22 protein-coding genes and 1 tRNA gene are annotated in these 26,457 nt (G+C 58.8%); 8 read left to right on the forward strand and 15 right to left on the reverse strand.

From position 1 onward, the window contains the following. Window positions 1-140 precede the first annotated feature (140 nt). The 8 genes from KBY08_RS21445 to KBY08_RS21480 all read right to left on the reverse strand — a co-directional run bounded on the left by KBY08_RS21445 (window position 141) and on the right by KBY08_RS21480 (window position 8,107). Entirely contained in the window at window positions 141-1,487 is a 1,347-nt protein-coding gene (locus KBY08_RS21445; RefSeq protein ID WP_011269298.1) for a methyl-accepting chemotaxis protein, read from the reverse strand. A 312-nt stretch (window positions 1,488-1,799) separates the two neighbouring features. Beyond that, window positions 1,800-2,078 carry a lipoprotein gene (locus tag KBY08_RS21450; protein WP_003318312.1) on the reverse strand — a complete coding sequence of 93 codons (279 nt, stop codon included), beginning with the start codon at window positions 2,076-2,078 and terminating at the stop codon, window positions 1,800-1,802. Between the two features lie 266 nt (window positions 2,079-2,344). Further along, the gene (locus tag KBY08_RS21455; RefSeq protein ID WP_024640511.1) at window positions 2,345-3,247 is read right to left on the reverse strand and encodes a hypothetical protein; all 903 of its coding nucleotides are present in this window, start codon (window positions 3,245-3,247) and stop codon (window positions 2,345-2,347) included. Next, window positions 3,240-3,812: a DUF6932 family protein gene (locus tag KBY08_RS21460; protein WP_223886377.1), complete on the reverse strand. Its 573-nt coding sequence runs from the start codon at window positions 3,810-3,812 to the stop codon at window positions 3,240-3,242. The genes KBY08_RS21455 and KBY08_RS21460 overlap by 8 nt, the downstream gene beginning before the upstream one ends. 462 nt (window positions 3,813-4,274) lie before the next feature. Further along, a tRNA-Phe gene (locus KBY08_RS21465) sits at window positions 4,275-4,350 on the reverse strand. 101 nt (window positions 4,351-4,451) lie between these two features. After that, window positions 4,452-4,724, reverse strand: coding sequence for an oxidative damage protection protein (locus tag KBY08_RS21470; RefSeq protein ID WP_002555777.1), 273 nt, complete (start codon window positions 4,722-4,724; stop codon window positions 4,452-4,454). Next, a complete protein-coding gene (mutY, locus tag KBY08_RS21475) occupies window positions 4,721-5,788 on the reverse strand; it encodes an A/G-specific adenine glycosylase (RefSeq protein WP_011269294.1) in 1,068 nt (355 codons plus the stop codon). Before mutY ends, KBY08_RS21470 begins: the two co-directional genes overlap by 4 nt. A 93-nt stretch (window positions 5,789-5,881) precedes the next feature. Beyond that, window positions 5,882-8,107, reverse strand: coding sequence for an AsmA family protein (locus KBY08_RS21480; RefSeq protein ID WP_004407303.1), 2,226 nt, complete (start codon window positions 8,105-8,107; stop codon window positions 5,882-5,884). A 498-nt stretch (window positions 8,108-8,605) separates the two neighbouring features. Between KBY08_RS21480 and KBY08_RS21485 the strand changes: the two genes are divergently transcribed. From KBY08_RS21485 to hisF, 7 genes are all read left to right on the forward strand, one after another. Further along, window positions 8,606-10,267, forward strand: coding sequence for an OFA family MFS transporter (locus KBY08_RS21485; protein WP_032607658.1), 1,662 nt, complete (start codon window positions 8,606-8,608; stop codon window positions 10,265-10,267). A gap of 216 nt (window positions 10,268-10,483) precedes the next feature. Then, complete coding sequence (locus KBY08_RS21490; protein ID WP_060400254.1) at window positions 10,484-11,683, forward strand: aromatic amino acid transaminase; 1,200 nt, start codon at window positions 10,484-10,486, stop codon at window positions 11,681-11,683. A 93-nt stretch (window positions 11,684-11,776) separates the two neighbouring features. Beyond that, window positions 11,777-12,370, forward strand: coding sequence for an imidazoleglycerol-phosphate dehydratase HisB (hisB, locus tag KBY08_RS21495; protein ID WP_002551454.1), 594 nt, complete (start codon window positions 11,777-11,779; stop codon window positions 12,368-12,370). Next, window positions 12,370-13,008: an imidazole glycerol phosphate synthase subunit HisH gene (gene hisH, locus KBY08_RS21500; protein ID WP_003318304.1), complete on the forward strand. Its 639-nt coding sequence runs from the start codon at window positions 12,370-12,372 to the stop codon at window positions 13,006-13,008. Before hisB ends, hisH begins: the two co-directional genes overlap by 1 nt. 4 nt (window positions 13,009-13,012) lie before the next feature. Continuing rightward, complete coding sequence (locus tag KBY08_RS21505) at window positions 13,013-13,273, forward strand: DUF2164 domain-containing protein (RefSeq protein WP_024652468.1); 261 nt, start codon at window positions 13,013-13,015, stop codon at window positions 13,271-13,273. Between the two features lie 106 nt (window positions 13,274-13,379). Next, complete coding sequence (hisA, locus tag KBY08_RS21510; protein WP_003372206.1) at window positions 13,380-14,117, forward strand: 1-(5-phosphoribosyl)-5-[(5-phosphoribosylamino)methylideneamino]imidazole-4-carboxamide isomerase; 738 nt, start codon at window positions 13,380-13,382, stop codon at window positions 14,115-14,117. A gap of 19 nt (window positions 14,118-14,136) precedes the next feature. Beyond that, on the forward strand, window positions 14,137-14,907 hold the full coding sequence (gene hisF, locus KBY08_RS21515) for an imidazole glycerol phosphate synthase subunit HisF (RefSeq protein WP_002551458.1): 771 nt from the start codon (window positions 14,137-14,139) through the stop codon (window positions 14,905-14,907). 56 nt (window positions 14,908-14,963) lie between these two features. Here hisF and KBY08_RS21520 read toward each other — a convergent pair whose 3' ends face one another. Beyond that, on the reverse strand, window positions 14,964-16,301 hold the full coding sequence (locus KBY08_RS21520; RefSeq protein ID WP_232059995.1) for a S1 family peptidase: 1,338 nt from the start codon (window positions 16,299-16,301) through the stop codon (window positions 14,964-14,966). A 414-nt stretch (window positions 16,302-16,715) separates the two neighbouring features. Here KBY08_RS21520 and KBY08_RS21525 point away from each other — a divergent pair, with 414 nt between their 5' ends. Further along, window positions 16,716-17,471, forward strand: coding sequence for a substrate-binding periplasmic protein (locus KBY08_RS21525; RefSeq protein ID WP_060406499.1), 756 nt, complete (start codon window positions 16,716-16,718; stop codon window positions 17,469-17,471). A 4-nt stretch (window positions 17,472-17,475) separates the two neighbouring features. Here KBY08_RS21525 and KBY08_RS21530 read toward each other — a convergent pair whose 3' ends face one another. From KBY08_RS21530 to gpmI, 6 genes are all read right to left on the reverse strand, one after another. Beyond that, window positions 17,476-18,978 (reverse strand): trypsin-like serine peptidase, encoded by a 1,503-nt coding sequence (locus tag KBY08_RS21530; RefSeq protein ID WP_111522591.1) that lies wholly within the window; start codon window positions 18,976-18,978, stop codon window positions 17,476-17,478. A 197-nt stretch (window positions 18,979-19,175) separates the two neighbouring features. Continuing rightward, entirely contained in the window at window positions 19,176-20,999 is a 1,824-nt protein-coding gene (locus KBY08_RS21535) for a M60 family metallopeptidase (protein ID WP_004407318.1), read from the reverse strand. Window positions 21,000-21,250: 251 nt separating this feature from the next. After that, complete coding sequence (locus KBY08_RS21540) at window positions 21,251-22,033, reverse strand: divergent polysaccharide deacetylase family protein (RefSeq protein WP_004407320.1); 783 nt, start codon at window positions 22,031-22,033, stop codon at window positions 21,251-21,253. Window positions 22,034-22,036: 3 nt separating this feature from the next. Then, entirely contained in the window at window positions 22,037-23,374 is a 1,338-nt protein-coding gene (locus KBY08_RS21545) for a S41 family peptidase (protein WP_010433148.1), read from the reverse strand. A 33-nt stretch (window positions 23,375-23,407) separates the two neighbouring features. Then, window positions 23,408-24,733, reverse strand: coding sequence for a murein hydrolase activator EnvC family protein (locus tag KBY08_RS21550; protein WP_011269286.1), 1,326 nt, complete (start codon window positions 24,731-24,733; stop codon window positions 23,408-23,410). A 152-nt stretch (window positions 24,734-24,885) separates the two neighbouring features. Next, window positions 24,886-26,418, reverse strand: a complete 1,533-nt coding sequence (gpmI, locus tag KBY08_RS21555; RefSeq protein ID WP_004407326.1) for a 2,3-bisphosphoglycerate-independent phosphoglycerate mutase — start codon at window positions 26,416-26,418, stop codon at window positions 24,886-24,888. Window positions 26,419-26,457 lie beyond the last annotated feature (39 nt).

Here is a 26,457-nt window from a genome sequence, read left to right on the forward strand (position 1 = left end):
CGGTCCTTTGGCTGGCGTGGGGTGCAATGGGCGCTATTGAAGCGCAGACGGGCCTGATAACCAAGGTTTGTGCAGTAATCAGCGGTCAATAAAAAACCCGCAGCGCGCGGGTTCTTGATTGGCGCGGTGCTACCGAAGCGTCACCGCTTGCCCGGTTTTGCAAACGCTTCAGCTTCGTCCATGCGTGTGGCGAACATGTTGACGGCCTCGACTGCATCGCTTGCGCCATCGCGGATCTGCACGATCACCTGGCCGGCCTGATCGGCCAGTGTCACACCACGAATGGCTCCTTCCTGCGTGGCGTCCATGCTAGCCACGGCTTCGCGTGTTTCGGCGAGGATCTTGCCAATCATTTCGGCAATCTCGGTGGTCGAGCCACTGGTACGTCCCGCCAGTTGCCTGACTTCGTCGGCCACCACGGCAAACCCACGGCCCTGATCGCCCGCGCGTGCCGCTTCGATGGCTGCGTTGAGCGCCAGCAGGTTGGTCTGATCGGCAATGCCGCGAATGGTGTTGACGATGGCGGTGATCTGCTCGGAGCGATCGCCCAGCTGACTCACCAGTTTCGCCGATGCACCGATGTTTTCGGAGATCTGACGCATTTCCCGCGCGGTTTCCTGAATGACCAGGGTTCCCTGCTCGGCCACTTTCTCGGTTTCTGCCGAGATGTGATAAGCGCGCGACGCACCGTGCGCGTCAGCTTCCTGTTTTTCGACGCGCTGGGTAATGTCGCTGGCGAACTTGACGATTTTGTAGAGTTTGCCGTCGACATCGAAAACCGGGTTATAGGTCGCTTCCAGCCAGACAACCCGACCCTGTTTGCCGATACGTTTGAACTGGTCGCCGATGAACTCGCCGTGGTTCAGCTTGCGCCAGAACTCGGTGTATTCCGGACTGTTGACCAGTGTCGGCTCGCAGAACGAGCGATGGTGTTTACCCTTGATTTCGGCCAGCGCATAGCCCATGACGTTCAGGAAGTTGTTGTTGGCGGTTATCACATTGCCGTTGGGTTCGAATTCGCAGATAGCCATCGCCCGGTCGACAGCGGCGAGCTTGCTGCTGGTTTCGTTCTCCAGCATCACGCGTGTGGTGACGTCCAGGGCGTACTTGACCACCTTGACGACGTTGCCCTGCGCATCCGTCACCGGGTTGTAGCTGGCTTCGAGCCAGACGCTGTGGCCATTCTTGCCGACGCGTTTGAAGGTGCCCGAGATAAATTTCCCGGCCTTCAAGGATGCCCAGAGATCAGCATACTCGCGGCTGCGGAGCATTTCCGGCTCGCAGAAGTCACGATGTGTCTTGGTCGCCAGCTCTTCAGCCCGATAGCCCATCGCCGCGAGGAAGTTATCGTTGGCCCGGAGGATCTTGCCGTCGAGACCCAGCTCGACCACCGCCATCGATTTTTCCAGCGCGCTTGTCAGTCCTTTGAGTCCATCTACCTGGGCCTTCATGGCCGTCAGCTCAGCTTTGTTCTTATTTCCGAACATAACGTGCCCCTAGGTGTGTTTGCGGACTTACTGTGATGAGGCTATCGACACCAGAACCTGTGGCGTTAATGCATGAGTGCAATAATCCTATAAATAAATCAAGTGATTTTTTGGCGTCAGATATTGTGCGATTTTTTTAACGAGAACGGCGCGTCGGGAATGGGGATCGAATCTGTTCGAAAAGGGCTTTGCCCGTCAAATTCCGGGCAAAGAAAAGCCCGCGATGGGGGAGCGGGCTTAAGGATTCACACTTGGGAGCAGCTCTACAATGACGCGGCCGCTGTGAAAACTTTGTGAAGAGTTTTCACTGTTTTACTTTTTTTCAGGCTGAATGGTATTGGTCACTTCGGAGGTCGGCACGAAGGTCTTCGACTCTTCGGCAGCCGCTTCCTTGGACTCGGCTTTGTCCTTGGCCGCTTCGGTGTTCTCTTTGGCCGCTTCGTTCACTTTGTCCTGAGCAGACTCCATCTTCTCCTGGGATTTCTCCTGATGCGCCTGAGCGTCCTGTGCCTTCTGTTCGGATTTGCTGTCGCAGGCAGCCAGACCCAGAGTGGCGGCGAGGATGAGGGCGGAGGCAGTTAACTTGAGCACGGAATTTTCCTTGTGGAAGCAAATGTATGGCTTCGAGGGTGGGCAGGGAAAATTAGTTCAATGGGATGGAGGTGGCAGGGCTCTGGATGGCTGGTCTTGAGGCGGTCGAAGCATCGTTTCGCACCTGTGGCCGAGCGCTATCTGGAAGCGATTCTGGTTGATACCTTTCTTCGCAGATTGACTGTACATGACCTCGGCATGTCGATATTCAAGGATCGGATCAGGGAGGGAGAAATGAAAAGCCCAGCTGCAGGCTGGGCCAGTATTTACCAAGGAAGTTTGGAAATTGTGTATCTCGGCCTGCCATTTCCCACTGTTCTCGCGCTCACGCCAATAGTGAATGTCTGATTTAGCCGGGTGTTAATTATTGCCGGGTTCTCGATTGCGGCAGCAATCCGTCCGTGGATAATTGTGCCTTCCTGGGTTTTGAACTCGAAACGACGTTCGGCAGGAAAGGCGCCAAGAAATTCGCCACTGAACTCGATATCGGTTTCAGTGATGTTTTCCACGCTCAGGCGCGATCTGCTAATGCGAACCTGATCGACGCTGGTAAAGGAAAATACGTGGTCTCTGGTTGTTACGGAGCAGTAGGCTTCATAGGCTATTAGCTTGTCCAGATACTCTGAGACCGTGGCAATAGCCCTTGTACCAAGCCTCGACGCTGGCTCTGACAACTCCTCATCACCCTTGGTGGATGCTTCAAGAAGTTCTGCAACCAGCTCGAAAGCTTGCGAGACGGGCGTAGTCCCCTCCAGCGTGAGCTGAGGGTCACCACTTGGCGCTTCCTCAAATTCAAAACCAAATGAGCCCAGTGCCGTCCCTGTGATCAGTATCTGGTTTTGAGCTTTGTTTGGGATTGGCCCAAAGTCATTCAGAACGCCGCTTATAGAGGCTGCAATAGCCGATACCACATCGGAAAATTTTGTGGTTACCGCGGCCCCGAACTCAGCACCTATACCGTGTACTCCTCTGACTGGAGTTCCGCGGTAAGTAACCACTGCTTTAGCGGGTGAGAATGCGCCGCGGCCAGGCTCTCGAAGACTTGCGCCTACCTGATTCTTCCTGGCTTGCAGCGAAAGGCGTGAAAGGTTGCTCAGACCTGGCTTCTGCGCGATGCGGTCCAGGAAACCGATTTCTGCCTGTGCGTGAGTGAATTCAGTTCTATTCATTCTGGAGCTCCCGCTTTCGAATCCCCAAAAGGTCGGCCGCAGCTTGGTCATGCAATGGATCGAGTTTCACGCTCAGAAATCCTTTCCATTGCTGAGATCTTCTGTGCGACCACATACTGTACCAGTACGCCGCAAGCTCAATGAGTGTTTCGGGTGGGTCAGAGAGCAGATTTATATAAAAATCGACTCTATACGATGTCTTGATCCATTCTGTGTCTGTCAGCTTTTGAACATCATCAGCGGTCAATGATTGCTGAATGGCGGCTGACACATCGGCGAATGTCACAACATCCATATCATTGGGCGGACGGCCCTCCAGCATCTCCACGTTCTCCATGAAGCTGCCGTTAAGCCACTGAATGCCCGAAACGATACCCATGCGATGGATTTCAGATCGATGAGACAGGAAGCCCTCAAGCACCTCGCATCTTTCTAAGGTAGTCGAGAAGCGATCAATCAACCGCTTTACGTCTGTCGGATAGGGCGCTCGCTCAAAAGATGTCGGATTCCGCTCGTTGATCGGCGGAATTACCCCCTGATGATCCCATAGTGGTATCAACTTCACCTCCGTGTGCCATGGTCCAGCCGAGCAAGCCAGCTGCGTTGTCTATTGCAGTTCACACCCGCCGGTTCGTTGGCTTGCCGATACCCTTAGCGCGCCAGATGACTTGGCTTCCCCTTCGGGAGTGCATGTGTGCACTCTGTCATGCAGTGCAAAATGCGAGCAAGCGAAAACGTTGTACGCAAAGTTTCGAGCGCTCGCGCGTCAGCAGACTTTCAGGGCTGGATAGACGATGCCTGCTTCAGCGAGCATAGCCCCCAACGACCATAGGTATCAGCCGCTGCTCAGCAATTTAGCTACGTGCTGAATGATTGGCATCGTTCGGTGGTCGAGCTTGTCACTGGACGGGTTGTGTGCCGAACTTTGGGCATACGATGAGGGTTAGGCCCAGACAACAAAAAGCCCGCACGAGGCGGGCTTTTTGTGTGCTTTCAGGTGTGCTTGGCATCACCTGAAAACGGAAGGTGGTGCCCAGAGACGGAATCGAACCGCCGACACGGGGATTTTCAATCCCCTGCTCTACCGACTGAGCTATCTGGGCAACGGGGCGCATTAGACGTGTTTTTCAGGAGGTCGTCAAGCGTGTTTTTTAAAAAATTTGAATTATTACCGACGCTTACGACCTTCACTGCGTGAAACGCTTTATTTTTCGGGGGGAACGTAGCCTTCGGCCTGGGCGTATTCTTCGCCGGAGAGAAACTTGTCCATCTCGGTCTGGAGGAATTTGCGGTCCTCGGCGTTCATCATGTTCAGGCGACGCTCGTTGATCAGCAGGGTCTGGTGTTTCTGCCAGTCGGCCCAGGCTTTCTGCGAGACGTGGTTGAAGATGTCTTCGCCCTTGGCTCCCGGATATGGGGCGCGTTCCAGGCCGGGCAGTTCTTCTTTGTATTTGCGGCACATTACGGTGCGGGTCATGACGACTCTCCTGCGTTCAATACGTCGGCTGCGCGTTTGAGCAGCTTTTTCACCGGGGCGGCAAGGCCCAGGCGTGGCGGGGTGGCGAGGTTATACCAGAGCCAGTCGGCCTCGGCCACGTGATCGGCGGACTCGCGGACCTTGACCAGCCAGGGTTCGATGCTCAACTGGAAGTGGCTGAAGGTGTGGATAAGTCCCGGCAGTTCATGGTGCTCGCCCAGTTGCAGCGCGTGTTGCGTGGCCAGGTGCTGAAGGTCATCGAAGTCGTCCAGTTCCGGCAGGCTCCACAGGCCACCCCACAAGCCACTGGAAGGGCGGCGATAAAGCAGGATCGCGCCGTCTTCGTTGGCGAGCATCGGCATGAGCGTGCGTTTCTGCGGCACGGTCTTGCGCGGCTTGGGGATCGGGTAGCGCGTTTCCAGGCCCAGCATGTGCGCCTCACAACTGCGCTCCAGCGGGCAGAGCAGGCAGCTGGGTTTGCTGCGGGTGCAGAGTGTCGCCCCCAGGTCCATCATCGCCTGGGTGTAGTTGTTGACCCGGCTGTGCGGCGTGAAGCGTTCAGCGGTGGCCCACAGCTGCTTGGCCACCTTCGGCTCGCCGGGGTAGCCCTCTTGCGCGGTGAAGCGCGCCAGCACGCGTTTGACGTTGCCATCGAGGATCGGCGCGCGAATGCCCATGCTCAGGCTGGCGATTGCGCCTGCGGTGGACAGGCCGATGCCGGGCAGCAGAATGAGCTTTTCGACATCACGGGGAAACTCGCCGCCATGCTCGGCGACGACGATTTTTGCCGTTTTCTGCAGGTTCCGGGCGCGGGTGTAGTAACCCAGCCCGGTCCACAGGTGCAGCACTTCATCCTCAGGCGCTTCGGCCAGCGCCTGCACGGTCGGCAGGGCCTCCATGAAGCGGTCGAAGTAGCTCAGAACGGTGCTGACCTGAGTCTGCTGCAGCATGATTTCCGATACCCAGACCCGGTACGGCGTGATGTCTTGTTGCCAGGGCAGGTCATGTCGGCCATGACGGTCGTACCAGTCCAGCACGGCGCTGGAGAATTGTTCGGGTTGCATGGCCTGGAGGGCTCTCGTCGAGATGTGATTCGGGATATGAAAGGGTGCGCCAACGGAGCGCCGCGAAGGCGCTCCTGAGCAGTCCACCTTGCCCTAGCGTTTGAACAGGCCCTTGAGGGCGTCCTTGAGCTCGGGGCTGACCTTGTCACCGAGTTTGTCGTTCAGCTTGTCCTCAAGCTTCTCGCTGATCCGGTCGCCCGCCAGTTTCGCAGCGATCTGGCCGACGCCTTCCTTGTCCAGACGGCAGGCCTTGGCACCCAGTTCCAGCGGGCCACGGCACTGCACCGGCCACTCGATGCCGACAAAGCGCGGGTTGACCTCGCAGGCCGGGTCCGGCATGTCGCTCTTGTCGCCTTCAACGATGATGCCGACGCGGTAGTTCATGCCCAGCACGCGCAGGTCGACGTCGCCGTTACCGTTGACGGCCATGCCAGGCGTGCGGACCTTGAGGTCCGGGTTGCTGGCGACGCCATTGCGTATCACCAGATTGCCGTTGAGCTGCTGGAAAGGGGTGTCCTTGGCACGCGGTTCGCCGCTGAGCGTCTTGCGGTTGAGGATCGAAATACCCTTGCACAGCTGCTGCTCCAGGTTGGCATTGACCAGTACGCCGTTATTGAGCGCAAAGCTGGCGGTGCCGTTCAGGCTGTCGATCAGGGCTTTTTCGCTGTTGCCTGTGCCAGTCAGGTTGCTGTCGAGGGTCAGCAGGCCGCGCACTGGCGGCGTCTGCCCCTGGCTTTCCAGAACGCGTTCGACCGGCACTTTGGCAATGCGCGTCTGCACCGTGGCCACAGGCGTGTCCGGACGCGCGTCCAGATTGCCCTTGACCTCGAAATTGCCGTTGTACAGGTCGCCACTCAGCGTATCGACTTTGATAACGCCACCGTTGGCCTGGGTCTTGAACGCTGCGTTGTCGATGGGCAGTTTGTTCAGGGTCAGTTTGCCGAAGCTCAGGTCAGCCTCGACATCCAGCGTACGCAAGCGCTCCAGCGGCAGCAGTTTTGCAGTGCTCCAGGCGGCCTTGGTCGGTTGTTCGGGCAGCGGCGAGTCGCCCGCAGCGGCGGCGGCTTCACCGGACTGCACCTCGGATTTGCGCGCGGCCTTGGCACCTTTGCTTTCTTCGCTTTCAGCCGGACGATAGCGGTCGGCGTCGAAGGTATCGCCCTTGAGCTGGACACGCAGCGCCTGTTTGGCGAAGTCGTCCACCGCGATGCGCCCCGTGAAGCTGCTGTCGTCGACTTTCAGGTTGAGGTTTTCCAGCGCAAGGCTGGTAGGCGTACCTGCCAGACGCGTGACCATTTCAACCTTGCTCAGCGCGCCCTCGGACATGGCTGGCAGCGGCTGGCCGATGTTTTCGAAGAACGCGCGCAGATCGAGCTGGGCAATGGACAGGCCGCCGCTGATCTGCGGTGTTTTGTCCAGATCGCGGGCACGCAGTTCGCCGAGTGCACGCAACTGGTTGGCCGATACTTTGAGGCTGTTCCATTCGGCGATATTGGCAGCCAGGTCGACGAGCAACTGGCCCTGCGCCGAGAAGGTCACGGTCTTGCCTTGCAGCGGCTCGCCGGCGACTTCACCGGACAGGCGCATGTCTTCGAATTGATAACGCTTGAGCACGCGGTCCATGCGCAATTCGCCGACCAGCTCGGTCTTGGCGCGCACGACGGGCTGGTTGGTGCTCAGGAACGCCGTCAGTTTGATCGGGATATCGGACGCCTCACGAATCGGCCCGGTACTCAACTGAATGCTCTCGGCCATGAAGGTCCGGCCTTTTCGGGCATCGCTGTAATCCACGCGGGCGTTGTTGACGGTCAGGCTGTCGATATCCAGGCGGATCGGCTGGGCAGGGCGATCCGCTTTGGGCGCGTCCGGAGCCGGGGCCGGTGTTGTCTCGCCAGGTGTTTCAGTGCTTGCCACGGCTGGCTTGCCGATGTCTTCCCAGTTGCCATGACCGTTTTCATCACGGTGCAGGGTCAGGTTCAGGCCTTCGACGCGAATGTCGCTCATCTGTACCTGGCGACGCAGCAGTGGCAGAACACGAACGGACAGGCCGAGCATCTGCACATCGGCGAACGGCTGATCGGGAGCGGTCAGGGTGGCGACATGGGCGTCGTGCAATTCCAGGCCGAGCCAGGGGAACAGGCTCCAGCCGATATCGCCATTGAGCGTCAGCTCGACGTTGGCCTTGTCGCGTGCCAGCTGGCGAATCTCGTCTTTGTAGTCGTTGGGATCAAACAGGTGGGTCAGGGCGAAGCCGAGAGCCACGATGATCAGCAACAACCCGAGAATAAACAGCCCCAGGATTTTGCCGAACGCTTTCATGGGCGAGTCCTTGTGTCGATGTTCAAAAATAGCCCACGAGTATACCGCTCTGACGAGCCGACCGGGCTGCGGATACCGTTATTGCTGTCTGGCCTCCGGTTCGGGACGCTGGCGCCACGCGCCATTACGCCAGGGAGCAGATGAAAAAATGCGAGTCGTCTAGTCGCGATATATCTTCCAAGTCTTTTCAAGCCGGCCGAACGGCCACACAGGTGCTGGCCCAACTAAGCCCAAGGCAGGTTTTCGTGAGTGCTTAATTGATTGCATCTATGGGGCCATAGAGCACGTGGATTAGCGTATGAAAATAGATAATAAAAAGCATGTAGTGAGATGCTTATTTGCCATCAGACAGTGATAGTCTCCGTTTTTGCTGGCCAGGGTGCGTCTTTTTGTCACGTATCCGGAGAACCTGCCGATAAAACAGACATGGCCGCTCGGCACTGAGTCTGTGGCGGACCAGCGGACCATCTGCGAGCTTCACACATTGGGGTAATTATAATGAGCACAAGCACAGCCTTGGGCGGCGAAGCCGTTCAGCCTGCGTTCTTGTCCAAAGAGCGCATTATCGCCAAGCCAGGTTTCAACCGTTGGCTTGTTCCACCTGCAGCACTGGCCATCCATCTTTGTATCGGTATGGCTTACGGCTTCTCGGTATTCTGGTTGCCGCTGTCGAAGGCTATCGGTGTTACGGCACCTGTCGCTTGCACACCGGACATGGGTTTTTTCGCGCAGATGTTCGCGTCGACCTGTGACTGGCAGATCTCCATGCTGGGCTGGATCTACACACTGTTTTTCATCTTCCTGGGTTGCTCGGCTGCCATTTGGGGTGGCTGGCTGGAGCACGCAGGTCCACGCAAGGCGGGTGTGGTTTCGGCCCTCTGCTGGTGTGGTGGCTTGCTGATTTCCGCACTGGGCATTTATACGCACCAGATCTGGCTGATGTGGCTGGGCTCGGGCGTGATCGGCGGTATCGGTCTGGGGTTGGGCTATATCTCCCCGGTATCGACCCTGATCAAGTGGTTCCCGGACAAGCGCGGCATGGCGACCGGCATGGCGATCATGGGCTTTGGCGGCGGCGCGATGGTGGGTGCACCGCTGGCTACGGCTCTGATGGGGCACTTCGCTTCGGCTGAAAGCGTTGGCGTATGGCAGAGCTTCGTGGTGATGGCGGTGATCTACTTCATCTTCATGATCGGCGGTGCGCTGGGCTACCGCGTTCCGCCAACCGGCTGGAAACCTGAAGGCTGGACCGCTCCGGCTGCCAAGGCCAAGAACTCGATGATCACCAACCGTCACGTGCACGTCAGCGTGGCCTGGAAAACACCGCAGTTCCGTCTGGTCTGGCTGGTGCTGTGCCTGAACGTATCGGCCGGTATCGGCATCCTGGGCATGGCTTCGCCACTGCTGCAGGAAGTGTTCGCCGGCAAACTGCTGGGCGTCGACCTGACCTTCAGCCAGCTCAATGCCGATCAACTGAAAGCCATTGCTGCGATTGCAGCCGGCTTCACCGGTCTGTTGAGTCTGTTCAACATCGGCGGTCGTTTCTTCTGGGCTTCGTGCTCGGACTTCATCGGTCGCAAGGCAACCTACTTCGTGTTCTTCGCACTGGGCTTCCTGCTTTATGCGTCGGTTCCGACCCTGAGCCATATGGGTAGCATCGCGCTGTTCGTGGCTGCGTTCTGTATCGTGCTGTCGATGTACGGTGGCGGTTTTGCGACGGTTCCGGCTTATCTGGCAGACCTGTTCGGTACGCAGATGGTCGGCGCGATTCACGGTCGTCTGCTGACTGCCTGGGCTGCGGCCGGTGTGCTGGGTCCGGTACTGGTCAACTACCTGCGTGAGTACCAACTCGCCCACGGTGTTGCACGTGCCGACGCCTACGACATCACCCTGTACATCTTGTCGGGCCTGCTGGTACTGGGCTTTATCTGCAACCTGCTGATTCGTCCGGTTGCCGACAAGTACTTCATGACCGACGCCGAACTGGCGGCTGAACAAGCCATCGGTCACGACAAGGGTGCCAACGCCACGACTTCGCTGGAGTGGAAAGCATCCGCAGGCAGCAAGCCATTGGTCATCGCCGCCTGGCTGGCCGTAGGCATCCCGCTGGCGTGGGGCGTCTGGATTACCCTGCAAAAAACCGCAGTGCTGTTCCACTAAAAGCCTGCCGGTAACTGAAAAGCGCTTGCACCTCGGTGCAGGCGCTTTTTTTTGCCTGGGTTTTGGGTGCACTGCGCTTTTGATCATCGCCCCCGGATTTTATTCGTCGCGATAGTCATATTCAGTTGACCCTATGTACTCGATGCACTGCCCGTTCCGGTGCATACGCTGCTACATTAGTCAGCCCTGATTTTATTGCCCGAAGGAGTTGTTTGCATGCTAGCCCACGTGGAGTCATACGCCGGTGATCCGATCCTTTCGCTGATGGAGACCTTTGGCAAGGACTCGCGTGCGGACAAGGTCAATCTGAGCATCGGCCTGTATTACGACGCACAGGGCCGCATCCCGCAGTTGGCATGCGTGGCAACAGCGCAACAGCAACTGGCCGAAGGCGAACAGGCGGCGTCCGTGTACCTGCCGATGGAAGGCCTGGCTGCGTATCGGCAGGCGGTGCAAACCCTGTTGTTCGGCGCCGATCACCCGCTGGTTCAGGCCGGCCGCGTCGCCACCATTCAAACCGTGGGCGGCTCGGGCGCGCTGAAGATAGGTGCCGATTTCCTCAAATATGCGTTTCCGGACTCACAGGTCTGGGTCAGTGACCCGACCTGGGAAAACCATAACGCGCTGTTCGGCGGGGCGGGCTTCAAGGTCAACGCGTACCCGTACTTCGATGCCCAGACCGGCGGCGTGAGGTTCGAGGCCATGCTCGACACGGTGCAGGGGCTGCCGGCGCAGAGCATCCTGCTGCTGCACCCGTGCTGCCATAACCCGACCGGTGCCGATCTGACAGTGGCGCAATGGGACCGCCTGATCGAAGTGATCAAGGATCGTCAGCTCATCGCCTTCCTGGATATCGCCTATCAGGGCTTCGGCAAAGGCATCGACGAAGACGTCTATGCCATCCGGGCGATGGCCAACGCAGGTATCACCACGCTGGTCAGTAACTCGTTCTCGAAAATCTTCTCGCTGTATGGCGAGCGGGTAGGCGGGCTGTCGGTGGTCTGTGAGGACACGACGTCGTCGGCCAATGTGTTCGGCCAGCTCAAGGCAACCGTGCGCCGCAACTACTCCAGCCCGCCTGCACATGGCGCGTTTCTGGTCTCGAAAGTGCTCAACACGCCGCACTTGCGCGAGCAGTGGCTGGGTGAAGTCGAGGCCATGCGCCTGCGTATCATCGATATGCGCACGCGGCTGGTCGAGGTGCTGGCGCAGAAGGTCTCCGGCCACGATTTCAGCTTTATCCTCAGGCAGAACGGGATGTTCAGCTACACCGGTCTGACCCCGCAGCAGGTCGACGAACTGAAAGATGTTCACGGCATTTACATGCTGCGCAGTGGCCGGGTGTGCATGGCAGGTTTGAATGAAGGGAATATCGATAAGGTATGTAACGCAATCGCGAGCCTCTTCGCCCGTTAAATACCCTGCTGGTCGTCTGTTTGCTTCATGGCGGGCGCTTCTGGGCCTATAATGCTCGCCTTTTTTTCGCCCAATGATTTTGCGGAGCTGGTGATGGCCGAACGTAAGGCGTACGTCGAGCGCAATACTCTGGAAACCCAGATCAAAGCCTCGATCAACCTGGATGGTACCGGAAAGGCCCGATTCGATATCGGCGTGCCTTTTCTTGAGCACATGCTCGACCAGATCGCCCGGCACGGGCTGATCGATCTGGACATCGAATGCAAGGGAGACTTGGCAATCGACGATCACCACACGGTGGAAGACGTCGGTATCACCGTGGGCCAGGCGTTCAGCCAGGCGATCGGCGACAAGAAGGGCATTCGTCGTTACGGCCACGCCTACGTGCCGCTCGACGAAGCGCTGTCGCGCGTGGTCATCGATTTCTCCGGGCGTCCGGGCCTGCAGATGCATGTGCCGTATACCCGCGCCACTGTAGGCGGCTTCGATGTGGACCTGTTTCAGGAGTTCTTTCAGGGCTTCGTCAACCACGCGAACGTGACGCTGCACATCGACAACCTGCGCGGCACCAACACTCACCACCAGATCGAGACCGTGTTCAAGGCGTTCGGTCGTGCGCTGCGCATGGCGGTCGAGCTGGATGAGCGTATGGCCGGGCAGATGCCATCCACCAAGGGTGTGCTCTGATGCAGACAGTTGCGGTCATCGATTACGGCATGGGCAACCTGCACTCTGTCGCCAAGGCGCTGGAGCATGTGGGCGCAGGCCGTGTGCTGATTACCAGTGACGCCAAGGTGATTCGCGAAGCCGATCGCATCGTCTTTCCGGGTGTGGGCGCGATTCGCGACTGCATGGCCGAGATTCGCCGTCTGGGCTTTGATTCGCTGGTTCAGGAAGTGAGCCAGGACCGTCCGTTTCTGGGTATCTGCGTCGGCATGCAGGCGTTGCTCGACAGCAGCGAAGAGAACGGCGGCGTGGACTGCATCGGCATGTTTCCCGGCCAGGTAAAGTTCTTCGGCAAGGACCTGCATGAAGAGGGCGAGCACCTGAAAGTGCCGCACATGGGCTGGAACCAGGTCGCTCAGGCGGTGGATCACCCGCTGTGGCATGACATTCCGGATCAGGCGCGTTTCTACTTCGTGCACAGTTTCTATATCGATGCCGCCAATCAGCGTCAGGTGGTCGGGCGTGGCCACTACGGCCTCGACTTCGCCGCTGCGCTGGCCGACGGTTCGCGCTTCGCCGTGCAATTCCACCCTGAAAAGAGCCATACCCACGGCCTGCAGTTGCTGCAGAACTTCGCCGCCTGGGATGGTCGCTGGTAAGCGCATGAGCAAAGCCAAGGGTAAACCGCCGATCCTGACCCTCTCGCCCGAGCACGAGCAACAGGCGATCGACAAGCTCAAGCGCCTGTTCGCAGAGCGCTTCGAGCTGGAACTGGGCTCGTTCGAAGTGGCTGAAGTCCTCGAGCTGTTCACTCGCGAGATTGCTCCGCATTACTACAATCGCGCCATTTTCGATGTTCAGCAGCAGCTCAAGGAGCGCTTCGAGAGCATCGAAAGTGACTTGTGGGCACTCGAAAAGAATTAGATAAAGCAGCTTCAAGCGTTGAGCTTCAAGCCGCAAGAATCAGTGAGTACGCATACTTGCAGCTAACCGCTTGCAGCTTGCCGCTCTTTCAGACCAAGGAATAAGCATGCTGATTATCCCCGCTATCGATCTCAAGGACGGCGCTTGCGTGCGTCTGCGTCAGGGCCGGATGGAAGATTCCACGGTGTTCTCGGATGACCCGGTGGCCATGGCCGCCAAATGGGTCGAAGGTGGTTGCCGCCGTCTGCATCTGGTCGATCTGAACGGTGCGTTCGAAGGTCAGCCGGTCAACGGTGATGTGGTCACGGCCATCGCCCGACGCTACCCGAACCTGCCGATCCAGATCGGCGGCGGCATCCGTTCGCTGGAAACCATCGAGCATTACGTCAAGGCGGGTGTGAGCTACGTCATCATCGGCACCAAGGCCGTCAAAGAGCCCGAGTTCGTGGCCGAAGCCTGCCGTGCGTTCCCCGGCAAGGTGATTGTCGGTCTGGATGCCAAGGACGGTTTCGTCGCCACCGACGGCTGGGCTGAAGTCAGCTCGGTGCAGGTCATCGATCTGGCCAAGCGTTTCGAAGCCGATGGCGTGTCGGCCATTGTCTACACCGACATCGCCAAAGACGGCATGATGCAGGGCTGCAACATTCCGTTCACCGCGGCATTGGCGGCTGCCACGCGGATCCCGGTGATCGCTTCGGGTGGCATCCATAACCTGGGCGACATTCAGGCGCTGCTGAATGCGAAGGCTCCGGGCATCATCGGCGCAATCACCGGCCGTGCGATTTACGAAGGCACGCTGGATGTGGCCGAAGCTCAGGCGCTCTGCGACCGCGAACAACGCTGAACAGCTGGAGATTGACCCTGTGGCCCTAGCCAAACGCATCATCCCTTGCCTGGACGTCGACAACGGTCGAGTGGTCAAGGGCGTCAAGTTCGAGAACATCCGCGACGCAGGCGATCCGGTGGAAATCGCTCGTCGTTACGATGAGCAGGGTGCCGACGAAATCACCTTCCTCGACATCACCGCCAGCGTCGATGGCCGTGACACCACGCTGCATACCGTCGAGCGCATGGCCAGTCAGGTGTTCATCCCGCTGACCGTCGGCGGCGGCGTGCGTACCGTGCAGGACATCCGCAACCTGCTCAATGCCGGTGCCGACAAGGTCTCGATCAACACGGCCGCGGTGTTCAACCCCGAGTTCGTCGGTGAAGCCGCCGCGCGTTTCGGGTCGCAGTGCATCGTGGTCGCTATCGACGCCAAGAAGGTCTCCGGTCCGGGCGAAACCCCGCGCTGGGAAATCTTCACCCACGGCGGGCGCAAACCCACCGGGCTGGACGCGGTGCTCTGGGCGAAAAAGATGGAAGACCTGGGCGCTGGCGAGATCCTGCTGACCAGCATGGACCAGGACGGCATGAAGAACGGCTTCGATCTGGGCGTCACGCGCGCCATCAGCGATGCGCTGGGTATTCCGGTGATTGCTTCGGGTGGCGTCGGCAACCTCGAGCATCTGGCTGCCGGTGTCATCGAGGGTCACGCCAGCGCTGTGCTGGCGGCGAGTATTTTCCATTTTGGCGAATACACGGTTCCCGAGGCCAAGGCCTACATGGCCAGCCGCGGGATTGTCGTGCGCTGAGTCGCCATAGCGGTCAGACGAGCGCACCTTTTTCATCGTTGGTGCGCTCGTTTATTTCAGCCTTCCGAAGCCTGTTCTTCTGACGCCTGTTCCTGTAGCAGGTCCGTGCGCGGTGCGGACGGATGACCCGCTTCGTCCCTGGCCATCGTGCAGAGCTTGATCGGAAGCAGTTTCGGGCTGATGCTGAAGTTGTAATAAACCGTTTTGTAGCCTGATAAATCGGCGCAATCCGTGAGTTCGGGGGCGCCGAATTTGTAGGCGTGATTGGCGTGTGTCGGCAAGCCAGAAATGAAGTTTATCTGGTGCTTGCCGTTATCCAGCCGTTCGATGTTTACATGGGGAGCAGGCGTTTGATCTGCCTCGACCAGTTCGACGGTATGGATGAACGCATTTTCCCTGACACCCGGTGCTGCCCCCTGATTACCATTGTGGCCCGCAATGCACAGCGAATAAATGCCGGGCTCTGTGCCGATAACAGCATTGATATGCGCGGTACGGGCATCCCTGGAGCTTTTATAACCGTCCGGTTCGCGACACTCAGCGGGATTACGCGTGGCCTTGAACTTGAACATCGAGGTATTGACGGTGAACGCCATGTTCCAGCGCGGGGCAATCACGTCCCCGTTCTTATCGCGTTCGAGCCTGATGTAGTGCTTGCGATAGTCCGGATTTGCCAGCGTCAGTTGCGCCGCGGATTGTAGCGTGCACGCGGGGCGGTTAATGTCGAAAACCCCGTCGGCAAAGCAGGCAGACAGCGAGTCTATCGGGCTTGCATAGTTGGTATCGACACGCCACGAAGCCTGTCCGTCATTGACCTCGCACGGCGAGTCGGTGAAGCAACGGCTTTGCTCCGCAGCACCTCGGGTGGTGGTGCCCATGATGCCGATGATCCTGTTTGTATAGCGGTCTACGAGGGGGCTGCCCGAGCTTCCCGGTAACACGTCTTCGCATCGATTGCTCAGGTTGGCATTCCAGGCGTAAGGGTGTTCGACGATGTTTACCACCGATTCCAGTTTGCAGGCGGACAAACGCAGCGTATAGCCGGTGGCTGTCAGAGGGGCGCTGACAGACAGCACGTCCATGCCGACGGTAGGCGCCTGTTGCGCCAGTGCCAGCGGTTTAATGCCGTCCTTGAACAAGCGGGACAACGTTGTGTCCAGTTCCAGCAGAGCGAGGTCTGTACCGCGCAGGCTGCTCCATTTGATTCTCTTCAGCGCATAGCTCTTGCGATTTCTGGACATGCCCTTGAAATAATTGAATTCGACATGCCCCTCTATTTCCAGATCAACACCCAACTGGCCTGGCTGGGTGTAAGTGCAATGGCCACTGCTCAATACGTAGGCGGGTACATCAGGGCTGTCGACCTGAGGGTTGCCACGAGAATCGATGAGCACTGCAGTGCACATGCGGTTTCCCCGACTTTCCATACGGCCTATGCCATTCCAGTGATCAAACCTGCCATCCTCGTTCTCCAGCAGCAAAGAGGGTGTGAAGGATGCCATTCCCTGGCCGTAGTCGATGTGTTGTGCAGACGCGACGTTCGTCATCGAGACCGCAAGTACAGCCAGAAAAACCCGTCTTTGAATATCCATCATCATTCCTTGATAAGTGGTGTCAGGTGCCTGTCATTCAATGAAATTCTGCTGTGCCGCGTGAGGTAAATAGTTATTGAGCCTGAGGGGCTTCACGACGGTGCGGATAGCGCTCATACCGAAGTTGTCCATAAGCGACATCGCGAAGTACCGGGCTAGACAGTGCGCCGGGTTCACGGCACTCTGCATGCGTCGTTCACGATCGAGTGCCGGAACATGTTCAAACGCCTACTGCTTGCACTGATCGGGATCGGTGTCTTGTCGAGTGAAGGTGTCCGGGCCAGCGAGTCGACGCCTTATTCCATGGTGTTGCTGACCGAGAACTTCCCGCCGTTCAACATGGCGGTCGACGGCAAGAATTTCGCTCAGGAAAACAACATCGACGGTATCGCCGCCGAGGTGGTGCGCGAGATGTTCAAGCGCGCCAATATCGGCTACAGCATGACGCTGCGTTTTCCGTGGGACCGGGTCTACAAACTGGCCCTGGAAAAGCCCGGTTACGGCGTGTTTTCCACGACCCGCCTGCCCGAACGTGAAAGCCTCTTCAAATGGGTAGGCCCGGTAGGCTCCTACGACTGGGTCATGCTGGCGCGCGGTGACAGCCCGATCACTTTGACGTCGCTGGAGCAGGCCAGGGATTACCGCATCGGTGCCTACAAGGGCGATGCGATTGGCGAGCGTCTTAAAACCATGGGCTTGAATCCGATTCTGATGTTGCGTGACCGCGACAACGTGAAAAAGCTCGCCAACGGCCAGATCGATCTGTGGGCGGTGGGTGATCCAGTGGGCCGCTATCTGGCGAAGCTGGAAGGCGTCACGGGCTTCAAGACGGCGCTGCGTTTCAACAGCGCCGAACTCTACCTGGCGGTCAACAAGAGCACTCCTGACGAGGTTGTCAGGCGCCTGCAAAAGGCCCTCGATCAGATGCGCGCCGAAGGCTGGGTCGATGCCGTCAAGGCGCGCTATCAGTAATCGCTCAGCCTGCTGCGGGCGACGGGATGATGTCTTCGCGCAAGGCGGATGGCTGCCCGTTGATATCGTGGGCGTAGGTGCAGATCTTCAACGGCAACGACTTCGCGCGTAATGTCAGATCGCGAAATTGCGGCTTGAAACCTTCAGGGGCAGAGCAGTCGGTGATTTCCGGCTTGCCCATTTTGACCGTGTAGTAGTCGATCAGCCGGTGCTCGTGCGACCAGACGACCGATGTCGCGCCAGATCGATTTGTGCCGATCTCCACTTGCGGTGCCGGCGTGGGGCCTGCCGGTTGCAGCTCTATGCCAAGCGTCAGTGCGTTGCGCATCAGACCGATGCTGGAGCGTTGTTCGGCCGAAGACACACCTACCATGCACAGCCAGTTGATGCCGATCTGTTTGTCCACAGGGTCGTCGATGGTCGCGTTCTGCGAGCTGATGGTATGGCTGTAACCCACCGGGTCTTCGCACTGCATGGCCGAATCGACCTTCTTGTAGCGATACAACGGCGTGTCGACCATGAAGCGCAAGTCCCAGGATGGATAGACATTCCTGCCTTCAGCATCCAGTTGTACTCTGGCATGCTGCGCGGGCTGCCGGCCCAGTGTTTCGAAATCGACAGAGAAGACTGGAAACAGATCGCAGGTCGCCGGGTCCGTACTCAGCGTGCCGCTGACAAAGCACTTCTTCAGCAGCGTGACCGGGTTGCCATAGTTGCTGTCGGCGATCATTGGCGGAAAACCGGGTATTTCGTCACTGAGGTCTTCGCTCGGGTTATCCGACGAGGCCTGATTGGTGAGGTTCATCACCGCATAGAGCTCGCCGCTGTCGCGGGTCAGCAGCGGGCTGCCGGACGCGCCCGTACCGACATCCCGGCACTGATTACGGACGGTGTGACGCCAGACCCAAGGCGGCTCCATGATCACCGCCGACGTCTGGTGAACACAGGCCGCCATGCGCAGATGCCCGGTCTCCTTGTCGAGCGGTGCGCCCACCCACAAGATAGCGCGACCCTGTTCGGGCATTTCCGCGGCGAGCCTGATGGGTTGAATGCCGTCGTTGACGAGTGTTTCAAACGTGGGCTGCAGCTCGACAATCGCCAGGTCCACACCCTGCATGCTGCTCCAGCTGACCCGCTTCAATGGATAGCTGCGGGCGGTGCTGTCGGTGAAAAAATTGAACTGCACGCTGCCTTCGATTTCACCATCGGTGATGATCACGCCATTCTGGCGATTGATACAGTGGCCGCTGGTGAGTACGTAGGCGGGCGCGTCAGACGGGCTGTCGACGCTTCGGCTATCGATCAGCGTCGCCGTGCAGTTTGACCCTGACCTGCTGTTGATACGGCCGATGCCGTTCCAGTGGTCGCGTGAGCCGTCGGCGTTGAGCAGGGCTATCGAAGGTGCGAGAGCCATCAGCCCTTCGCCCAGGTCTGCAGGTGTGGCGTGGATGGAAAAAGGCAGCAGTGCGGCAATGCAGCACGCCCCCGTCATCATGGTCGGTTTCATCATCAATCCCTGATAAATGTGTCTGGGCCCCCATCATGGGAACACCTTCCTTTAAGCCGGAATTGACACGTTTATCAAGGCTGAGACGGTGGTGGACACGGAAAGCAGATTTGGCTTACGTCTGGTCTTGAACCTGCCGACGCAATCCGGGCGTATTCATGTACTTACCTCTGCCAAGCCGAGCTGATCCATGACAGTCAAACCTGATTCAAGTAAGGCCTGATGGCAGCCAGCCGCTGTGACGGGTAAGGAAATCCAAGGGCGTTCACGGCAATCCATACGTCGGTATCCGTGAGTTTGAGTAAGCCCCAATCGGCAAAAAACTCGGTCAGGTTACGTTTGGCGGCGATAGACGCAGTCAGTACGAAGTATTTAAGACCCAGGGCCTCGCCTGGATGTTCTCTGATGTAACGATGCCAGTCTGGCAGGAAGTCCTCGCCTAATCCCTTGCGAAGCTGTTCAAACATTGCCAAAGGGTCGGATTCAGGCGCCCCGTAGATTTTTTCAGTGCGTGGTAACGCCAGCCAATTCACGGTGCCATTCCACCGCTCTGGAAGTACATAGGTGTATTCGTTGATGTAGTGTCGTCCTACAGCAAGGGCATAAAGATTGACGGTGATTTCGCCAAACAGGCCGTATGAGTTGTAAGAGGTTTGATAATGGTGTCCGTACTCGTGCAGCGTGACCCATCGCTCAGCGGCCAGCCCTCCGAGTAGAGCCTCATTGAACTCACCGATCGCTTCTCTGTAGGGCAAGGCAATGCAACCTGTGGTCGCATGGGGAATTTTGCTGGCGGAGCCTTCCACCGCATAGATCAACAAGCGAGACCTTGTGTGAATGGGTGCAGAACCGTCGAACCCGCTGACTTCTGCCTCCAGCCGCATGACTTCTTCGTGAGAATGCACTATGGCACTGGGTTCGACATCAGAAAACTTGAGCGCCGTGCTTCGAAATGCTGCCACTACTATGTGCGTACCCACCAGCTCGACCTCAGGCGCCTTGGTGAGTAGAAGCATTTTTCGCCACTGGGTCGCTGTAATCCCATTGACATAGTAGGGCATCGGAATGGCGCCACTTCCGAAGATAACCCTTGCTACGCCCGGCCTGGAGCCGATCAGGTTACGGATGTGAATGGCACCTCCCAAGGGGTCTCGAATAATGTTTATTCCTCGGGTCAGAGGCCGCGCTCGCATGTTCTCGGACTGCTCTGACGGATCGTCGCGGTCAGCCAGGCCTTGTGTACCGACCAGCAAGGTCAGATTATCGACGTTGCCCCATACCCGTACCTCGAACTCTTGTCCTGCGAGCGCAAAGTAGCCGGTTGGCTGATAGTCCGCCTTGCGTATTCTCCAGGACATTGCCGCCTGCTCGGCAGCAGCGTCCTGCATTGGTTGAATAAGCACGGAGCGCGGGTGAGGGAACTCGAGCGTTGAATCCAGTGCATAAGAGCAAATATTTTTATCATGGCTGCATATTCGAACACGCAGGGTATCGGCGGTGTGCAGATAAGCAGACGGTACGGCCGGGTTGGAAAAGACCCCGCCGCTGACGATACCGATGCCTTTCCATTCCGAATCGGAAAACGCTTCCACCAGCCCCGACTGCATAGTGGTAGAGCCGCTGACTGACAGGCTGCCGTCGTTGTTCTTGTGCGATGACAGGCGGGTCAGTATCGGACGGACTCGAAACGTGGTGTCAGAGTCTGGAAAGCCGGCGACACGCAGGCGAATGTGGTCAGGGTCTAAGAGATAACTTGCAGGCACATCCGGATTGAGTATGCCCATGGCAACCGAGCCGATGGAGGCCCAGGTGCCATCGGCTCTAAGCGCCTCTACCGTCGCCCCGTTTGCGCCGTAGACCATGACGATGACCTCGACGCGATCATCTGAAACTGCCGTTATGTCGACTGCGACAATTGAAACGGCTTGAGTTGCCTGCGGTTCGGAATCCTCTATGGAGGTGCCGCAGATGAAGCCCTGCAGCGCCCTTGCGCCAGCGACGGCTGAAGTGAAATCGTTCATCGAATGATTACCTGTTGCTGCTTGAGCGCTTAATGCTCAAGCGAGAAATAGTGAGCAGATACGGGCTTGGGCGGCGATGCCGCCAGGCTCGTGCCTGCGATCTCTCGTACAACAGCTGGAGTAGCGAATGCAGTCAGACACTCTCTGCGGTCGCATGGCCGTCCTGCTCAAACCGAGTAAGCGCAGTGTGGGCCTGTCCTTGCTTGGAAGGTACTGACAGAACTGACAGGGCGGTGCAGTGGTTTGCTGCGTCAGCGATAAATCCCGTTCTTGCCATGCGCCGCACTCGCCTGATTGCCGCGTTCGCCGATCATGCTGCGCAGGTCGATCCATTCGACGCCTTGTGCCTTGAGGTTGGGCAGTTCGCGTTCCAGTACGTCCAGCGTGACAGGGTAGGGGTGGCCGATAACCACGGCCGAGCCATATTTGCGGGCGATTTTTATCGCGGTCTGCAATTGGCGGGTGATGGCTTCTGCGGTGCGTTCGTCGTCCAGGAATACGTCACGCGAGACGCTGGCCAGACCGATGCGCTGCGCTTCGGCGGCCGCCACGGTTTTCGCGCTGGTGCGGCTGTCGACGAAAAACAGGTGACGACGCTGTAGCTCGGCCATCAGCCAGGTCATGGCGACCGGCTCGGCGGTCATCCGGCTGCCCATGTGGTTGTTGATGCCGGCTGCGTACGGCACTTTCAGCAGGGCAGCATTGAGACGGCTTTCCAGCTCAGGCAGTGGCAGCTCGGGGTGCCAGGCGTAAGGACCGGTCGCGGGGTCCATGGGCATGTGCAGCATGACCGTTTTGCCTGCGCGATGAGCCTGGCGGGCAAACTCGGTGGCATGCGGGGTGTCGGGCATGATTGCCAGGGTGACCGGGCCGGGAAGCGCCAGTGTGCGGCTGTCGCGCTGCGGATTCTGGCCCAGGTCATCGATGATCAGGCTCAGGTAGGCCTTGGACGGTTTGCCGCTGTTCTCGGCTGGCGCTGCATGGGCAGCGCCAGTGATCGAGAGGGTCAGCAATAACAAAGTTAGAAAGCGCATCCGTCAGTTGCCGCGGGTGATACTCAGCCCCTTGAGCAGGCTGAGCGCCTGGCTGAGCTGGAAGTCGTCATCCTGCGGACGCGCCTTGGCGGCTGCGCCACTCTTGACGGTCGGTTTGTCTGCGCCGCCATTGCCATTGCCCAGGTGACCCAGCAGGTCGGCTTCCTTGTAGTTCTCGCCGTCCGCTTCGTTGGTGACCTTGGCCCGACGTACCACGATGTCCGGGTTGATGCCCTGGGCCTGGATCGAGCGGCCGTTCGGCGTGTAGTACAACGCGGTAGTGATCTTCAGGGCGCGATCGTTGTTCAGCGGCAGGACGGTCTGCACCGAGCCTTTGCCGAAGGTGTCAGTGCCCATCAGGATGCCGCGTTTCTGGTCTTGCAGGGCACCGGCAACGATTTCCGATGCCGAGGCGCTGCCGCCGTTGATCAGCACCACCAGTGGCACGCCTTCGCTGGCGTCTGCCGGGTCTGCCGAGAAGCGCAGTTCGGAGTTAGCAATGCGGCCTTTGGTGTAGACGATCAGGCCTTTGGTGAGGAAGTGATCCGCCACCTGCACGGCCGATTGCAGCACGCCGCCCGGGTTGTTGCGCAGGTCGAGAATCAGGCCGCTCATCTTCTTGCCGTTGTCCTTGCGGAATTTGGCCAGCGCCTTGCCGACTTCGTCACCGGTCTTGACCTGGAACTGGGTGATGCGGATATAGCCGTAGCCATTTTCCAGCATCTGCGCCTTGACGCTCTTGACCTGAATGGTTGCCCGCGCCAGGGTCACGTCAAACGGCGTGCCGCCATCGCGGACCAGCGTCAGGGTGATCTTTTCGCCGATCTTGCCGCGCATCTTGTCGACCGCTTCCTGCATGTTCTGGCCCTGGGTCGGCGTACCGTTGATCTTCACGATCAGGTCGCCTGCCTCGATGCCAGCCTTGGAAGCCGGTGTGTCGTCGATGGGCGAAACCACCTTGACGAAACCGTCCTCGACGCCGACTTCGATGCCCAGCCCACCGAACTCGCCGCTGGTGCTTTCCTGCAGCTCCTGGAAATCTTCCGGGCCGAGGTAGGCAGAGTGCGGATCAAGGTTGCTGAGCATGCCTTTGATGGCGTTCTCCAGCAGAGTCTTGTCGTCGACCGGCTCCACGTAGGCCGCCTTGACCCGGTCCATGACCTCGGCAAAGGTGCGCAACTCGTCGAGCGGCAGCGGCGGCTTTGCGGCGGCGTTGGTTTTGGCGGGCGAGACTGCTGCAGGCGTGGCTGGCGCGGTCTTTTCGGCAGCTTGCGCCAGAGGCGCGCCGATAACGATGGCAATTGCCAGGGCCAGCGAGGTGAGGCGGGACAAATGCAGCATGTCTAACGAACTCCTACAGATATTGACGCCGACTTATCCTTGAGTGCGGCACCATTGGGCCGGATCGCTGGGGCGACCCTGCTGACGAATAGCAAAGTACAACGCTGCCGTGTCCTGACCGCCACTATTGCCGACCGTGGAAATCGCTTCACCGGCTTTTACAATGTCGCCTGCCGACTTGAGCAGGCTCTGGTTGTGCCCGTAAAGGGTCAGATAACCGTTGCCATGGTCGAGAATGACCAGAAGCCCGGCACCGCGCAACCAGTCGGCGAACACCACTCGTCCGCCATGCACGGCACGTACCTGGCTTCCGGCTGCGGCGCTGATCATGACGCCGTCCCATTTGGTCCGTTCGTCATCACCGCGGGCTTCACCGAAACGCGCAAGCAGTCGACCATCGATAGGCCATGGAAGTTTTCCCTTGGCCTCTGCAAACGGTCCGCCGTAGGAAACACCGGCACTGGAAACGACTGCGCCGGGGGCTTTGACCGGGCGACGCGGTGCCGGTTCATCATCGCTTTTTCTACTGCTGTTGTTGCTGTTGTTGCGGGCGACGGCTTCAGCTTCGCGCTGACGCTTCTCTTCCGCCTCGCGGGCTGCGACCAGCGCCTTCTGGCGAGCTTCTTCGGCTTCACGTGCCTGGCGGGCCAGGGTTTCTTCGATGGTCTTGAGGACTTTGGCCAGGTCGGCCTGATCCTGCTGCCGCGCCTGCATTTTCTGATCGCGGGCCTTGTAGTCCTGATTCAGCTTGGCCAGTGCCTGCTGACGTTCCTGACGAACCTTGGCCAGCTCTTCGCTCTGGCTGTCCAGGTTGCTTTTCTGCACCAGCAGCTGGGCCTGTTGCAGGTCGATGTCTTTTTCGACATTGGCCAGCTGGCGCAGGGTTTCGTTGAAATTGCGTAGCTGCTCCAGGCGCGCCTGGCTCAGGTAATCGTAATAGGTGAGGGTTCGCGCGAACTTCTCGGGATGTTGCTGGTTGAGCAGCAGCTTGAGGTATTCCTGACGGCCACTCTGGTAGGCGGCGCGGGCCTGGATGGCGATCAGGCGTTGCTGTTCAACGCGGGCGCTGTTGAGTTTCTTTTTTTCACTGTCGAGCTTTTGCAGCTCGGTTTCCGTCTTTTTTAGTTCCTTTTGCAGGACCTCGACCTGCTTTTCCAACTTGCCCATTTCGGTTTCAGTGGTGCGCAGGTCCTTCTGGACGCCTGCACGTTCTTCCTGAAGCTTGCCCAGGACTTTTTGCAGCTCCGCCACATCCTGACGCGCAGCATCTATCTGTTTTTGGGTTTGCACACGCTCGTCTTCGGCAAACGCCGGATTGAGCAGGCAGATCAGAGCAAGGGCAATCAAGGCGCGAAGCATGTGGGTGGGCGATACCGAGGAATTGTGAGAAAAAATGTCAGGCCTAGTATGCCCGCCATGCGCTGCAAAAAAAACGCCTCGCAGCCACTGCTTTGAGGCCTGAAACATAAAAAACCGGCCTTGCCTGATGGCTAAAGGCCGGTTTTTCCGGATTACTCGGCCACGAGGATCGAGTGACCAGTCATCTCTTGCGGTTTCTCCATGCCCAGCAGGTGCAGCATGGTCGGCGCGACATCGGCCAGAACGCCGCCTTGGCGAACTTTCAGCTGACGTTTGCCGACATAAACGAACGGCACCGGCTCGGAGGTATGCGCAGTGTGCGCCTGTCCGGTGGAGTCGTCGGTCATCTGCTCGACGTTGCCGTGGTCCGCGGTAATCAGCGCCTCACCACCGACTTTCTCCAGCGCCTCGGCGATGCGCCCGACACACACGTCCAGGCATTCCACAGCCTTGATCGCGGCTTCCATGATCCCGCTGTGGCCAACCATGTCGCCGTTGGCGTAGTTGACGACGATCACGTCATAACGCTGATGTTCGATGGCATCGACAATTTTGTCGGTCACTTCCGGTGCGCTCATCTCCGGCTGCAGGTCGTAAGTGGCGACTTTCGGCGACGGGATCAGAATGCGCTCTTCACCCGGGAACGGTTCTTCTCGGCCGCCGGAGAAGAAGAAGGTGACGTGGGCGTATTTTTCGGTTTCAGCGATGCGCAGCTGGGTCTTGCCGTTGTCCGCCAGGTACTCGCCCAGCACGTTTTTCAGGCTGCCCGCAGCAAAAGCGGACGGTGCAGGAATGCTCGCCGCGTACTGGGTCAGCATCACGTAGTTGACCTTCGGCTGACGGGCGCGCTCGAAGTCCTTGAAATCGTCTTCGACGAACACACGAGTCAGTTCACGAGCGCGGTCGGCACGGAAGTTCATGAACACCACCGCGTCGCCATCTTCAACGCGGGCGGCTTCGCCGATGCGGGTGGCCTTGACGAACTCGTCGTTCTCGTCGCGTGCGTAGGCGGCTTCGAGCCCGGCAACGGCGCTGTCGGCGTGGAAATCGGCGGTGCTGTCGACGATCAGGTTATAGGCAGAGGAAACCCGGTCCCAGCGGTTGTCACGGTCCATGGCGAAGTAGCGGCCGACGATCGTGGCGGTGCGGCCCTTGCCCAGGCGGGCGAAGGTTGCGTCCATCAGCTCGAGGGATTTCTTCGCGCTGCGCGGTGGTGTGTCGCGGCCATCAAGGAAGGCGTGCAGGTAGATTTTTTCTGCACCGCGTTTGACCGCCAGTTCTGCCATCGCAACCAGATGGTCCTGGTGGCTGTGTACGCCGCCATCGGACAGCAGGCCCATGATGTGCACGGCCTTGCCGGCGCTGACAGCTTTATCCACAGCGGCGCAGATGGTCGGGTTTTCGAAGAACTCGCCATCGCGAATCGCTTTGGTCACCCGAGTGAAGTCCTGATACACCACGCGGCCGGCACCCAGGTTCATGTGCCCGACCTCGGAATTGCCCATCTGCCCGTCCGGCAGACCGACGTCCATGCCCGACCCGGAAATCAGGCCATTGGGCATGGTTTGGTAGAGACGATCCATGACCGGCATCTTCGCGGCCAGAATGGCATTGCCCTTGTGGCTTTCGCTGTGTCCGAAGCCATCCAGGATGATAAGAACCAGAGGTTTTGGCGTGGCAGTCATAGAACCCACTCGATGCTGATTGGATAAAGAGATGAACAA

The sequence above is a fragment of the Pseudomonas sp. P135 genome (assembly GCF_020312125.1).
Lineage (GTDB): Bacteria > Pseudomonadota > Gammaproteobacteria > Pseudomonadales > Pseudomonadaceae > Aquipseudomonas > Aquipseudomonas fragariae.

Bases quoted from the DNA above. Each gene is read 5' to 3' on its own strand.
- KBY08_RS21445 (WP_011269298.1), bottom strand. From the start codon at position 1,487: ATGTTCGGAAATAAGAACAAAGCTGAGCTGACGGCCATGAAGGCCCAG.
- KBY08_RS21455 (WP_024640511.1), bottom strand. From the start codon at position 3,247: ATGAATAGAACTGAATTCACTCACGCACAGGCAGAAATCGGTTTCCTG.
- KBY08_RS21470 (WP_002555777.1), bottom strand. From the start codon at position 4,724: ATGACCCGCACCGTAATGTGCCGCAAATACAAAGAAGAACTGCCCGGC.
- mutY (WP_011269294.1), bottom strand. From the start codon at position 5,788: ATGCAACCCGAACAATTCTCCAGCGCCGTGCTGGACTGGTACGACCGT.
- KBY08_RS21480 (WP_004407303.1), bottom strand. From the start codon at position 8,107: ATGAAAGCGTTCGGCAAAATCCTGGGGCTGTTTATTCTCGGGTTGTTG.
- KBY08_RS21485 (WP_032607658.1), top strand. From the start codon at position 8,606: ATGAGCACAAGCACAGCCTTGGGCGGCGAAGCCGTTCAGCCTGCGTTC.
- KBY08_RS21490 (WP_060400254.1), top strand. From the start codon at position 10,484: ATGCTAGCCCACGTGGAGTCATACGCCGGTGATCCGATCCTTTCGCTG.
- hisB (WP_002551454.1), top strand. From the start codon at position 11,777: ATGGCCGAACGTAAGGCGTACGTCGAGCGCAATACTCTGGAAACCCAG.
- hisH (WP_003318304.1), top strand. From the start codon at position 12,370: ATGCAGACAGTTGCGGTCATCGATTACGGCATGGGCAACCTGCACTCT.
- KBY08_RS21505 (WP_024652468.1), top strand. From the start codon at position 13,013: ATGAGCAAAGCCAAGGGTAAACCGCCGATCCTGACCCTCTCGCCCGAG.
- hisA (WP_003372206.1), top strand. From the start codon at position 13,380: ATGCTGATTATCCCCGCTATCGATCTCAAGGACGGCGCTTGCGTGCGT.
- KBY08_RS21525 (WP_060406499.1), top strand. From the start codon at position 16,716: ATGTTCAAACGCCTACTGCTTGCACTGATCGGGATCGGTGTCTTGTCG.
- KBY08_RS21530 (WP_111522591.1), bottom strand. From the start codon at position 18,978: ATGAAACCGACCATGATGACGGGGGCGTGCTGCATTGCCGCACTGCTG.
- KBY08_RS21535 (WP_004407318.1), bottom strand. From the start codon at position 20,999: ATGAACGATTTCACTTCAGCCGTCGCTGGCGCAAGGGCGCTGCAGGGC.
- KBY08_RS21540 (WP_004407320.1), bottom strand. From the start codon at position 22,033: ATGCGCTTTCTAACTTTGTTATTGCTGACCCTCTCGATCACTGGCGCT.
- KBY08_RS21545 (WP_010433148.1), bottom strand. From the start codon at position 23,374: ATGCTGCATTTGTCCCGCCTCACCTCGCTGGCCCTGGCAATTGCCATC.
- KBY08_RS21550 (WP_011269286.1), bottom strand. From the start codon at position 24,733: ATGCTTCGCGCCTTGATTGCCCTTGCTCTGATCTGCCTGCTCAATCCG.
- gpmI (WP_004407326.1), bottom strand. From the start codon at position 26,418: ATGACTGCCACGCCAAAACCTCTGGTTCTTATCATCCTGGATGGCTTC.